Origin of the sequence: Novosphingobium sp. CECT 9465 (assembly GCF_920987055.1) — a bacterium.
In the GTDB taxonomy this organism is placed as follows: Bacteria; Pseudomonadota; Alphaproteobacteria; order Sphingomonadales; family Sphingomonadaceae; genus Novosphingobium.
The window spans coordinates 2,479,400-2,491,737 of record NZ_CAKLBX010000001.1 but is presented as its reverse complement, the minus strand read 5'-3'; the positions used below and the strand labels follow the sequence as shown (position 1 = coordinate 2,491,737).

At 63.9% G+C, this 12,338-nt stretch carries 11 protein-coding genes; 3 read left to right on the top strand and 8 right to left on the bottom strand.

The window, feature by feature from the left end:
* Nucleotides 1–27: 27 nt before the first annotated feature.
* Together LUA85_RS11995 and LUA85_RS11990 are read right to left on the bottom strand one after the other, a co-directional pair.
* Nucleotides 28–2,334 carry an ATP-dependent helicase gene (locus tag LUA85_RS11995; protein ID WP_371823680.1) on the bottom strand — a complete coding sequence of 769 codons (2,307 nt, stop codon included), beginning with the start codon at nt 2,332–2,334 and terminating at the stop codon, nt 28–30.
* A gap of 47 nt (nt 2,335–2,381) precedes the next feature.
* The gene (locus LUA85_RS11990; RefSeq protein ID WP_231470037.1) at nt 2,382–2,621 is read right to left on the bottom strand and encodes a hypothetical protein; all 240 of its coding nucleotides are present in this window, start codon (nt 2,619–2,621) and stop codon (nt 2,382–2,384) included.
* A 171-nt stretch (nt 2,622–2,792) separates the two neighbouring features.
* On the opposite strand from LUA85_RS11990, the gene LUA85_RS11985 reads away from it, so the two are divergent.
* Both LUA85_RS11985 and LUA85_RS11980 read left to right on the top strand, forming a co-directional pair.
* Nucleotides 2,793–3,449 (top strand): hypothetical protein, encoded by a 657-nt coding sequence (locus LUA85_RS11985; RefSeq protein WP_231470036.1) that lies wholly within the window; start codon nt 2,793–2,795, stop codon nt 3,447–3,449.
* Nucleotides 3,450–3,594: 145 nt separating this feature from the next.
* Nucleotides 3,595–4,854 (top strand): MFS transporter, encoded by a 1,260-nt coding sequence (locus LUA85_RS11980; RefSeq protein WP_231470034.1) that lies wholly within the window; start codon nt 3,595–3,597, stop codon nt 4,852–4,854.
* Between the two features lie 31 nt (nt 4,855–4,885).
* Here the strand turns inward: LUA85_RS11980 and rsmD are convergent, their stop codons facing one another.
* Nucleotides 4,886–5,431 carry a 16S rRNA (guanine(966)-N(2))-methyltransferase RsmD gene (gene rsmD, locus LUA85_RS11975; RefSeq protein WP_231470032.1) on the bottom strand — a complete coding sequence of 182 codons (546 nt, stop codon included), beginning with the start codon at nt 5,429–5,431 and terminating at the stop codon, nt 4,886–4,888.
* On the bottom strand, nt 5,428–6,324 hold the full coding sequence (locus LUA85_RS11970) for a pseudouridine synthase (protein WP_231470023.1): 897 nt from the start codon (nt 6,322–6,324) through the stop codon (nt 5,428–5,430). The genes rsmD and LUA85_RS11970 overlap by 4 nt, the downstream gene beginning before the upstream one ends.
* A 113-nt stretch (nt 6,325–6,437) precedes the next feature.
* Between LUA85_RS11970 and LUA85_RS11965 the strand changes: the two genes are divergently transcribed.
* A complete protein-coding gene (locus LUA85_RS11965; RefSeq protein WP_231470015.1) occupies nt 6,438–7,769 on the top strand; it encodes an MFS transporter in 1,332 nt (443 codons plus the stop codon).
* Between the two features lie 10 nt (nt 7,770–7,779).
* Here the strand turns inward: LUA85_RS11965 and LUA85_RS11960 are convergent, their stop codons facing one another.
* The 4 genes from LUA85_RS11960 to trpB form a co-directional block, all read right to left on the bottom strand.
* Nucleotides 7,780–9,087, bottom strand: coding sequence for a folylpolyglutamate synthase/dihydrofolate synthase family protein (locus LUA85_RS11960; RefSeq protein ID WP_231470013.1), 1,308 nt, complete (start codon nt 9,085–9,087; stop codon nt 7,780–7,782).
* Nucleotides 9,088–9,221: 134 nt separating this feature from the next.
* Entirely contained in the window at nt 9,222–10,070 is an 849-nt protein-coding gene (accD, locus tag LUA85_RS11955; RefSeq protein WP_231470011.1) for an acetyl-CoA carboxylase, carboxyltransferase subunit beta, read from the bottom strand.
* Nucleotides 10,071–10,083: 13 nt separating this feature from the next.
* Complete coding sequence (trpA, locus tag LUA85_RS11950; RefSeq protein ID WP_231470009.1) at nt 10,084–10,884, bottom strand: tryptophan synthase subunit alpha; 801 nt, start codon at nt 10,882–10,884, stop codon at nt 10,084–10,086.
* Nucleotides 10,881–12,128 (bottom strand): tryptophan synthase subunit beta, encoded by a 1,248-nt coding sequence (gene trpB, locus LUA85_RS11945; protein ID WP_231470000.1) that lies wholly within the window; start codon nt 12,126–12,128, stop codon nt 10,881–10,883. The genes trpA and trpB overlap by 4 nt, the downstream gene beginning before the upstream one ends.
* Between the last annotated feature and the right edge of the window lie 210 nt (nt 12,129–12,338).

The following is a 12,338-nucleotide window of genomic DNA, read 5'->3' as shown; positions in this document are numbered from 1 at the left end:
GATCTCAGGGGAAAGTCATTTATTGCGCTAACCCGCCAGCTTGACGAAGCTGTCGATCACGCGCTTGCGGCCGCCGGTTTCGAAATCGATTTCCAGCTTGTTGCCTTCCTGCGCCGCCACGGTGCCGTAGCCGAACTTTTCGTGGAACACGCGGACGCCCACGGCCACATCACCGCGCGGCTTTGCGGCGAAGCTGGCGGCGCTGCGGGTGGCTTCGGGAATGCGGCGCGGGGCAGGGGTGAACGGTTGCGCGGCGGCGCGCTGCCAACCGGGACCGCGCGATTGCGCGCGTGATGGCTGTGCTTGCGCTACATGGGCAAACGGATCGTCGCGCTCGCTCCAGTTCGCGCGCCACATCGATGCACCGCCCGAAAGTGTGGTTTCTTCATCGACATGTTCAGCGGGCAATTCGGCAATGAAGCGTGAAGGGATGGAACTCGTCCACTGCCCATAGATGCGGCGGTTGGCGGCATGCAGAATGGTGCAGCGTCGCCGCGCGCGGGTGATCGCCACATAGGCAAGGCGGCGTTCTTCCTCCAATGAGGCAAGGCCGCCCTCATCCAGCGAACGCTGCGAGGGGAATACGCCTTCTTCCCAGCCTGGCAGGAACAGGTGATCGAACTCCAACCCCTTGGCGGCGTGGATGGTCATGATCGTGACCTTCTCGGTGTCCGCTGCGGCCTCGTTGTCCATCACCAAGCTGACGTGTTCCAGGAAATCGCCCAGCGTTTCATACTCTTCCATCGCGCGGGCGAGTTCGGAAAGATTTTCGAGGCGGCCAGATGCTTCGGCGGTTTTCTCAGCCTGAAGCGCAGCGGTGTAGCCGCTTTCATCAAGGATGGTGCGGACAAGTTCGGCAGGGACGAGCGTCTTGGCATCGTCGCGCCACTTGGCGAAGCTGCGCATCAGCGTGGCGAGCGTACCACGCGCACGGGCGGGCAGTTCGTCGGTATCGAGGATTTCGACCGCAGCCATGGACAGCGCCACGCCGCGCGCGCGGGCATGGCGGTGCAGCTTTTCCAGCGTCTTGTCGCCAAGGCCGCGTTTAGGGGTGTTGTAGATTCGCTCGAACGCCAGATCATCCTGCGGGCTGGCGATGATCCGCAGATAGGCCAGCGCATCACGGATTTCGGCGCGCTCATAAAAGCGGAAGCCGCCGACGATGCGGTAACCGAGGCCGATCTGGATGAAGCGGTCTTCGAATTCGCGTGTCTGGAACTGCGCGCGCACAAGGATGGCGATGCGATCGAGCGGGGCGCCTTCGCGCTCAAGCCGTTCGATTTCCTCGCCCACGCGGCGCGCTTCTTCCGGCCCGTCCCACACACCGATGGCACGAACCTTGTCGCCGCCGTCGATCTCGGTCCACAGCGTCTTGCCAAGCCGTTCCGAATTTTCCGCGATCAGGCCCGATGCCGCGCCGAGGATGTGCGGGGTGGAGCGATAGTTCTGCTCCAGCTTGATGACTTTCGCGCCCGGAAAATCCTTTTCGAACCGCAAGATATTGGCAACTTCTGCGCCGCGCCATGAATAGATCGACTGGTCGTCGTCCCCCACCACGCAGATGTTCTTGCGGTTCTGGGCGAGCAGGCGCAGCCACAGGTACTGCACCGCATTGGTGTCCTGATATTCGTCCACCATCACGTATTTGAATCGCTGCTGCCACGATTCCAACACATCGCGCTCACGCCGGAAGATGTTGAGCATGTGCAGGGTCAGGTCGCCGAAATCGCAGGCGTTCAGGTCGCGCAGCCGGTTCTGGTAAAGCGCATAGAAGCGTTGGCCCTTGCCATTGGCATAGGCTTCGTTCTCCAGCGCATCCAGATCGGCGGGGTTCAGCCCCCGGTTCTTCCATTTGTCTATCAGGCCCGCCAGTTGCTTGGCAGGCCAGCGTTTGTCGTCAACGCCCTCGGCCTGGATCAACTGCTTGAGCAGGCGCAACTGGTCGTCGGTGTCGATGATCGTGAAGTTCGATTGCAGGCCAACGAGTTCGGCATGGCGACGCAGCATCTTGGCGGCGATCGAATGGAATGTGCCAAGCCACGGCATCCCCTCCACCGCAGGCCCGATCAGCGCGCCGACGCGCTCGCGCATTTCGCGCGCGGCCTTGTTGGTAAAGGTGACGCACAGGATTTCGCTGGGCCACGCAAGCCTCTGGCGCAGCAGGTTGGCAAGGCGCGCGGTGAGCGCGGCAGTCTTGCCCGTACCGGCACCCGCCAGCATCAGCACCGGCCCTTCGGTCGTGGTCACCGCCTCGCGTTGGGGGGCATTCAGGCCGTCCAGCCAGGTTTGATCGAGATTCGCAGGTTGGTTCACCGCGGAACGGTTAGAGAACATCGCTCCGTCGTACAAGGGGGCGGCGGGCCATCACCGCCCGGCCTGCCTCAATCCTCGTAGTTTTCGTAGTAGTCGGCATTGTAATCGGAATGCTCATGATAGGCGGCGGCCTTGTTGTCGCGCTCGTTATGCTGCTTGAGCTCTTCCTTTTCGTACCATTTTCCGACCTTTTCCGAAGTCGAGTTGACCGCCACCGCCGTCCCTGCACCGATCATCGCGCAAGACCCCATCCAAAGCAGGCCAAGGCAACCCAAGCCCATCAGCACATTTCGAATCAAGTCAGTCACGAAAGCCCCCAAATCAAAACTCGGTTCTGGCGTAGCGGCTAGTTGGTTAACACGAGCCTTATCCAGCGATCTCATGTTGCGCTCTTTCCGTCTCACTTGCGGGAACCCCGATGCGCGCCAGCGTTTGGGCAAATACTTTCGGGTAAAAAAGAAATAGCCAGGAGAAATACGATGCGAAACCTCTTTGCCACAAGCGCACTGGCGCTTGCCTTGGCTTCGGCGCCTGCATTCGTTGCGGCGCAGTCGACCACACCCACGATGACGGACTCAACGGCACCTACCGCACCCGCCACGGCAACGGGCACGTTCGCGCCGACGCCCGATCAGCAGAGCCAGATCGATACTTGGCCAGCCGAGCAGAAGACCAGGTACAACGCTTGGCCTGCAAACTATCAGGAATACTTCTGGACGCTCGATCCCGATCAGCAGAAGGGTTGGTGGGCGCTGACCGATGAGCAGAAAGCGCAAGTCTATGCGATGACGCCCGACCAGCGTACGCAAGTGTGGCCCTCAATCGTTGCCCAAGTAAAGGGACAGCCTGCGCCTTCGGCATCGGGGAACATGCCCGCCACGCCAGCACAGCCCGCCCCCGGTATGGGGAATCCTGCTAGCCCGGCCGATCCGATGTCATCGCCGAACGCCGCAGGTGCTTCGCCCATGTCTTCAACGCCCATGTCAGCCGGGAAGATGAGTTCGACTGGCGACAGTACCTCGGCCCCGGCCCAGACGGGCAACATGGCCTCGCCGCCAGCCGAAGCCATGAACAAGACTTATCCGTTGTGCAGCAAGACCGTGAAGGACAGCTGTCGCAACCGTGGCGGCGTTTAACGTCACACAGCATTGGAGAACGCGCGAAGGTACGAGAGCGTCGGGAAACCGGCGCTCTTTGCCTGTTCGCGGAATTCTGGTTTGCTTGACCCAGGCACCCTGACGCTGAACAAGCGCGTCGCGACGCATGGGGGAGAGCGCACAGATGAATCCGATTCGCCAGCACGGTCGTGTGCTCACCGCCAGCCTCGTCGGCACGGCGGTCGAATTCTACGATTTCTACATCTACGCAACCGCTGCCGCTCTGGTGATCGGCCCTCTGTTCTTTCCCACCGAATCGCAGACCGCGCAAACGCTGCTGGCCTTCATGTCCTTCGGGCTGGCGTTCTTTGCGCGGCCAGTGGGCGCGGTGGCTTTCGGACACTTTGGCGACCGCATCGGGCGCAAGTCCACGCTGGTCGCCTCGCTCATGCTGATGGGCACATCGACTCTGCTGATCGCGTTCCTGCCGACTTATGCCATGGCCGGCTGGATTGCTCCAGCGCTGCTGTGCCTTCTGCGCTTCGGGCAAGGTTTCGGCCTTGGCGGAGAGTGGGGCGGGGCGGCACTGCTGGCGGTGGAAAATGCGCCCAAGGGCTGGGAGGCGCGCTTCGGCTGCGCCCCGCAACTGGGTGCGCCGGTGGGGTTCTTCTTCGCCAACGGGCTGTTCCTGCTGCTGGGTCTTGGCCTTTCGGACGAGGATTTCGCAAGTTGGGGCTGGCGTGTGCCGTTCCTGGCAAGCGCGGTGCTCGTCGGCGTGGGGCTGTGGGTGCGCCTGAAGATCGGCGAAACGCCTTCGTTCAAGGCAGAGATGGAAAAGGCCCCGCCGCCGCAAGTGCCGATCACGCGCCTGCTGCGCGATCACACCCCCGCAGTGTTTGCCGGGATCGCGGGCGTCGTGGCATGTTTCGCGATCTTCTACCTTGCCACCACGTTCGCCTTGTCCTTCGCCACGACCAAGCTCGGCTATGCCAAGCAGGAGTTCCTCGCGGTGCAGCTTGGCGCGAACACCTTCTTCGCCGTTGGCATCCTGCTGGCGGGGTGGTGGGCCGACAAGTCCTCGGTCCAGCGCGTATTGGGCACCGGCGCGGCGCTGACGGCGGTGATGGGGCTGGTGTTCGGGACGGGCCTCGGTTCAGGTTCGCTGCCACTGGTCTTTGCCACTCTGGCCGGATCGCTGTTCGTGATGGGCCTTGCCTATGGCCCGCTGGGCGCCTGGTTGCCGACGCTGTTTCCCGTCTCGGTGCGCTACACCGGTATTTCGCTGGCTTTCAACGTGGGCGGGATCATCGGCGGCGCGCTGTCACCGTTCGCGGCGGCATGGGCCGCGAGCGAGGGCGGCACTGCCTATGTCGGCGTGTTTCTGACGCTGGCGGGCGCGATGACGCTGGCAGGCGTGCAGTTTTCGCCGAAGTTGCGGGATTGAATAGCCATCTCCCCTGAAGGGGAGAGCGCGCTTAACCCTTCAGCCGCATCAGCGTGATCAGCGCCTTGCCAACTTTGCGGTCGGCATCGACTTCGCAGATCCGCACATCGGGCACTTCCTTGAGGCCGGTTTCCAGGCTGATCCAGGTGCCTTCGCCGATCCAGCCAAGCCGGGCCAGTTTCTCGATGGCGACCACGCCCGCGCCGGTGCCGTAGGGCGGATCGAGCATGACGAGATCGAGCGGCTTCTTCGTGGGGCCGAGCGACAGCACGGAAGACGCGCGCACATCGCATTGCGGGGCGCAGCGCAGTGCGGCAATGTTGGCGCGGATGGCGCGAACGGCGGCGGCGTCGCTTTCCACGAACATGGCAGTCGCCGCGCCGCGTGACAGCGCTTCAAGACCGAGCGCGCCCGATCCTGCGAACAGGTCGGCCACGGCAAGCCCTTCGAAACTGCCGAGGCGGCTGGCAAGCATCGAGAACAGCGTCTCGCGCGTGCGATCGGCGGTGGGGCGCGTGGTGTCGCCTTCAGGCGCGCGGACCGGGCGTCCGCGCCATTCTCCCGCTATGATCCTCATGCCGGTTTCAGTGTCTTGCGGAAGCGTTCGACCAGAACCTGCGGGATTTCCTCGACGGAACCACGTTGCAGGTCGGCCAGTTCGAACGGACCATACCGGGTGCGCAGCAGACGCGAGACTTCAAGACCGAGATGTTCCAGAACGCGGCGGATTTCGCGGTTCTTGCCTTCGGTCAGCGTCATTTCGATCCACTTGTTGCGGCCTGCGCTGCGTTCGAGATTGGCGTTGATCGGGCCATAGCGCACACCGTCGACCTCGATGCCTTCGATCAGTTCTTCCAGCCGCGCCTGGGTGATGTCACCGAAGGTACGGACGCGATAAGTGCGTGGGATGCCGGTTGAGGGCAGTTCCATGGCGCGCTTCAACTCGCCATCGTTGGTCATCAACAGCAGGCCCTCGGTGTTCACGTCGAGGCGACCCACCGGCATCACGCGCGGGGTGTCTGCGGGCAATGAATTGCGCAGCGCGGTGTAGATCGTCGGGCGTCCCGTCGGGTCGCGCTCGGCAGTGATGAGGCCGGCAGGTTTGTGAAACCGGAACAGGCGCGGTGCGGCAATCGGGCCGACAAGCTTGCCGTCCACCGAAACCCCGCGCAGGCTTTTCAGCAAGGTGGCGGGCGTGGTGACGACTTCGTCCCCGATCTTGACGCGGCCATCCTCGATCATCCGCTCAACCTCGCGGCGGCTGGCGATCCCGGCGCGCGCGAGCAGCTTGGCGATGCGATCGCCTTCACGCTCGGTGCCGTCTTCGGCCAGCGCGCGCTTGGCTGGCACTACCGGCTGCGACGTGCGCGGCGCACCGCTGCGCATGGAAAACGGCTTCTTTTCAGGCGCAGTGGTTCGGGGGCTGAACCTTTTGGGGCGGTCGCCGCCGTTTCTTGGGGGAAAAGTCATGGGGCAGCCCTTACGCGAGAACGCGCGATCCGTCACCCCTGCGTCATCAGGCTCTGGCGCCGCGAGAATTGGCCGCTAGTCTGCGCGGTAACGAAGAGGGAGCATTCGCGTCGATGAACGCAGACACGTCCGCAAAGCGCAGCCTGTGGCAATCGGTGCAGCCATACCTTGAAAAGGAATCGCTCGCCGCGTTCTTCCTCGGCATGTCGTCGGGCTTTCCCTATGCCATGATCGGCGCAACCCTGACCACGCGGCTGGCGCAGGACGGTATCGACAAGAAGACCGTCACCGCGTTCACGCTGGCGTTTCTTGTCTACAACCTCAAGGTTTTCTGGGCCTGGCTGGTTGATGGTGTGCATCTGCCGCTACTCGGCAGGCTGGGACAGCGCGTGTCGTGGATGCTGTTGGCCGGAACGCTGGTGATGGCGGCGGTGGCCAATCTGGCGCTGGTCGATCCATCGGCGGACCTGGGCGTTACAGTGCTGGCTGCCGTACTTGTCGGCATCGCCGGGGCGACTTTTGACATCGTGATCGACGCTTACCGGATCGAGACGCTGAAACCGTACCAGCTCGGCACCGGATCGGGCATGAGCCAGTACGGCTGGCGCATCGGTTCAGCGGGCGCAGGTGCTTTGGCACTGGTGATTTCGGCGCGTTTCGGGTGGAGCGCGGCCTACCTTGTCTGCGCCTTGTTCGCGCTGCCTGCGATGCTTACTGCGCTGGTGCTGGGCGAACCTTCCCGCCACCGCGAACCTTTGGCGAAGAAGGGGGTCGGCGAGGTCGTTGCCTCGATCACCGGGCCGTTTGGCGAGTTCTTCCGTCGCCACGGCGCGTGGCTGGTGCTACTGTTCATCCTCGTTCACAAGGTGGGCGATACTTTGGCGAACCTGACCTTCCGCCTGCTGTTCGACGATCTTGGTTTCACCAACGACGAGATTGCGATCTGGGATGTGGGTGTCGGCTTCTGGGCCTATCTCATCGGGGTGTTCATCGGCGGCGTCGCCTATGCAAAAATGGGTCTCAAGCGCTCGGTTCTGCTGGCACTGGTGCTGATGGCGGTTTCGAACCTTTCCTTTGCCGCACTGGCAGCGGCCGGACATTCGAACATCGGCATGGCGGGCGCCATCGGGTTCGAAAACATCGCGTCGGGCTATGGCGGGGTGGTCGTCGTCGCCTATTTCTCGGCGTTGTGCGATCTGCGCTACACAGCTTCCCAATATGCGCTGATTTCAGCGAGTGCGAGCGTCGTGGGGCGCTTTGCCACGGGCACGACCGCGGGCGGACTGATCGAATCACTGGGTTACGTGAACTTCTACGTGGCTACCACGCTGCTGGCGCTGCCGGGCATTGCCCTGTTCTGGTGGATGAGCCGCAGTGGATTGGTCGATGCAGCGATGGGCTCGGCCGGGGAAGACGCGGAGAGCGAGGCAGACGTGTTCAACTGACACGGACGGGTTAGTCAGGTATCTCGTTGTTCAATCGCAACACTTCACCGGCAAGGTAAAGGGATCCGGCAATCAGCACATTGCCCTGCGTCGGCAGCGCGGCCATCGCCTCCGGCACCGTGGCAAAGCTTTGCACCGGCAGGGCGGTGAATGGCGCAAAGTCCCTTGGCTGGTGCGCATCGTGCCCCGGCGCGGGGACGACCGAAATCGACAAGGCGCGGTCGGCCAGCGGCTTCAGGATCGCCGACGGGTCCTTGTTCGCCAGCATGCCCATGATCAGGTGGACCGGCGGCTGGCTTTCCAGATGACGAGCGATGGCGATGCCTGCGTCGGGGTTGTGCCCGCCATCCAGCCAGACCGTGCGCCCTCCTGCAAGATCGGTGATCGGCCCGGACCTCAGCCGCTGCAACCGCGCAGGCCAGCGCGCGTCGAGGATGCCCTTGCCCACTGCGCCGGGCGTTACCTGCACCGCGCTCTGGTGGCGGATCATAGCCACGGCCAGCGCAGCGTTTTCCGCCTGATGCACACCGGGGAGCGCGGGCAGCGGCAGCGGCAATTCGCCGCGTTCATCGCGGTAGTGGATCAATCCTGCGATATCCGCGTCCCAATCCCGCCCGCGCATGATAACCGGCGCACCGATGCGGGCTGCGGTTTCGATCACCGAGGCGGCGGCGTCTTCGGAATAGGCCATCGTCACCAACGGTACGCCGGGCTTTGCGATGCTCGCCTTCTCGAACGCAATGCGGGCGAGCGGGGCAGAGGGTACGCCCTGTTCCGGGGTGAGCAGGAATGCTTCGTGATCGATGCCCAGTGTGGCGATGCCGCAGACGGCGGCGGTGGGCATGACGTTGGTCGCATCGAGCCTGCCGCCAAGCCCGGTTTCGATCACGCAGGCGTCTGCGGGTATGCGGGCGAAAGCCAGGAAGGTGGCGACGGTGGTGACTTCGAAAAAGCTGGGTTCGAGGTCGGCCCCGGCGTCGAGCACTTCCTTGAGCAGGGCGGCGAGCGGCGCGTCGTCAATCAGCGAACCTGCGATGCGGATGCGTTCGTTGTATCGCACCAGGTGGGGCTTGGTTGCCGAATGGACGGTCAGCCCTTCGGCTTCGAGAATGTAGCGCAGATAGGTGCAGGTCGAGCCCTTGCCGTTGGTGCCCGCGACATGGAACACCGGCGGAAGGCTGTCTTGCGGGTTGCCGAGCCGGGCGCAGAGTTCGCGCACCGTATCAAGACCAAGACGGCCCGATGGCAGCGACAGTGCACCCAGGCGATCAAGCTGGGCCTGAACCGCAGGGTTTTCGGAGATCGCGAAGTCGCGCATCTATCCTCCCCGGCATGGGGAGGGGGACCGTCCGAAGGACGGTGGTGGGGACTCGCGGAAACCGCTGCGCTCAGTGGAGAGTCCCCTCCACCACGCTTCGCGCGGTCCCCCTCCCCAGGCGGGGAGGATGAGGCTCAAGCCGCCTTCGCCGCCATCAGGTAGTCGATCACCTGCGCCAGCGTGATCTTCAGGTCGCGGCGGTGAGTCACCATATCGACCATGCCGTGGGCGTAGAGGTATTCGGCGCGCTGGAAGCCTTCGGGCAGCTTTTCGCGGATGGTGTCCTGAATCACGCGCTGTCCGGCAAAGCCGATCAGGGCGCCCGGTTCGGCAATCTGCACGTCGCCCAGCATGGCGTAGCTGGCGGTGACGCCGCCGGTGGTGGGATCGGTCAGCACGACGATATAGGGCAGGCCAGCGGCGCGCAGGCGGGCAATTGCCACCGTGGAACGCGGCATCTGCATCAGGCTGAGAATGCCCTCCTGCATGCGCGCGCCGCCTGCTGCGGTGACCGCAACGTATGGGCACTTTTCCCGCACAGCCCGGTCAACGCCAGCGACGAAGGCATTGCCCACGGCCATGCCCATCGATCCGCCCATGAAAGCGAATTCCTGTACGCCGACGACGGCCTTCTGCCCCTCGATCTTGCCGAAAGCGTTGGTCAGCGCATCGGCATGGGGATTGGCGGCGCGGGCGGCCTTCAGGCGGTCCACATACTTCTTGCTGTCGCGGAACTTGAGCGGGTCTTCCTTGACCTTGGGCGCGGGCAGCAGTTCGTAGCCTGCGTCCAGCAACTGGTCGAACCGCGCATCGGCGCCGATGCGGCCGTGGTGATCGCAATGCGGGCAGACCGAGAGGTTGTCTTCATAGTCCTTCACGAACAGCATTTCGCTGCACGACGGGCACTTGATCCACAGGTTGTCCGGCGTGTCCCGCTTCGGCGTGAAGGGGAGCGCGTTGCGGACCTTGTTGAGCCAGCTCATGCCCAGAATATCCTTACAAAGCGCCCTTGCGGGCAGAGTGGACGGCGGCGGCAAGCGCGGCGGTGAGTTCCCGCACCGGGCCAGCGGCATTCGCGCCGTGCTGTGCGACCAGATCGACCAGCGCCGAACCGACGACAACGCCGTCAGCTACTTTCGCGATGGCCGCGGCCTGATCGGGTGTGCGTACGCCGAAACCGACCGCGACGGGGATTGTGGCCGTGGCCTTGATCCGCGAAACCGCCTCATCGATGCTCGCCTGTGCGGCCTGCTGCATGCCGGTAATGCCCGCGACCGAGACGTAATAGAGGAAGCCCGACGAGCCTTCGAGCACGGCGGGCAGGCGCGCGGCGTCAGTCGTCGGCGTGGCGAGGCGGATCGGCGAGACGCCAGCGCCACGCAGGGCAGGCCCAAGTTCGGGGTCTTCTTCCGGCGGAATATCGACGCAGATCACGCCATCGACGCCTGCCTTCACGCATTCGGCAGCGAACCAGTCGCTCCCGCGAATGGTCATCGGATTGGCATAGCCCATCAGCACCAGCGGCACTTCGGGATGGCGCGCGCGAAATTCGGTGGCGATGCGGAATATGTCGGCGGTGGTCGTGCCAGCGCCTAACGAGCGCAAGTTGGCCAACTGGATTGCCGGACCATCGGCCATCGGATCGGTGAAGGGCATGCCCAGTTCGATCACGTCCGCGCCGCCTTCAACCAGCGCATCAAGAATGGCGCCGGTGGCGTCAGGCGTAGGGTCACCGCCGGTGACGAAGGTGACTAGGGCGGGACGCCCCTTGGCGAAGGCGTTGGACAAACGGCTCACAGCGAAACCCCCAGATGCTCCGCGACGGAGAAGATATCCTTGTCGCCGCGACCGCACAGGTTGGCGAGGATGATCTGGTCCTTGTCCATTGTCGGTGCCAGCTTTTGCACAGCGGCAATGGCGTGGGCGGGTTCCAGCGCTGGGATGATGCCTTCGGTGCGGCAGAGCAGCTGGAACGCGTCGAGCGCTTCCTTGTCGGTTGCAGAGGTATAATCGACGCGACCGATTTCCTTGAGCCAGGAATGCTCAGGTCCGATGCCGGGATAGTCCAGACCTGCGCTGATCGAGTGGCCTTCGAGGATCTGGCCGTCATCGTCCTGCAGCAGGTAGGTCTTGTTGCCGTGAAGGATGCCGGGGCGCCCGCCGGCAAGGCTGGCAGCGTGAAGCTTGTCGAGGCCGTGGCCTGCCGCTTCCACGCCGAGCATCTTCACCGAGGGATCATCGAGGAACGGATGGAACAGGCCGATGGCGTTCGATCCGCCGCCGATGGCCGCAACCAGCACATCGGGCAGGCGGCCAGTGCGGGCGAGCATCTGCGCGCGCGCTTCCTTGCCGATCACGCTCTGAAAATCGCGGACGAGCTCTGGATAGGGGTGCGGACCGGCGGCGGTGCCGATGATGTAGAAGGTGTTGTGGACGTTGGCGACCCAATCGCGCAGCGCCTCGTTCATCGCATCCTTCAGCGTACCCGCGCCTGCCGTCACCGGCACAACTTCGGCGCCCAGCAGCTTCATGCGGAACACGTTGGGGGCCTGGCGGGCAACGTCGGTGGCGCCCATGAAGATCACGCAAGGCAGGCCGAAGCGCGCGCAGACGGTGGCGGTGGCCACGCCGTGCTGGCCCGCGCCGGTTTCGGCGATGATCCGCGTCTTGCCCATGCGCATGGCGAGCAGGATCTGGCCGACGCAATTGTTGATCTTGTGCGCGCCGGTATGGTTCAGCTCGTCGCGCTTGAACCAGACCTGTGCGCCGCCCCCCGCGGGAGCGCCCTTACGCAGTTCTTCGGTCAGGCGTGGGGCAAAATACAGCGGGCTGGGGCGTCCGACATAGTGTTCGAGCAGATCGTCGAACTCGGCATGGAACGCCGGATCCACCTTTGCGGCTTCATACTCGCGCTCAAGCTCAAGGATCAGCGGCATCAGCGTTTCGGCGACATAGCGTCCGCCGAACTGGCCGAAGTGGCCGCGCTCATCAGGCTGATTGCGGAAGCTGTTTGGGGTCTGGCCAAGGGTTTCTACGCTCATGCCCCGGCGCTTGGCAGAGGGCGCGGCGCTTGTCCAGATTCGCCTTTGATGTCGCGGGCCGTCGCGCCCCTTGGTGCAGGTCAATGCCGCGTTGCAGCAGGCTGTATGCGTCGTTCATCCACCGGCAATCTGCAACGGGCTAGACGGGCCTTGCTACGTCGTGGAGGCGGCTCCGTTAGGGGTCGCCTTCATTTTTTCAAGTAATGGCGC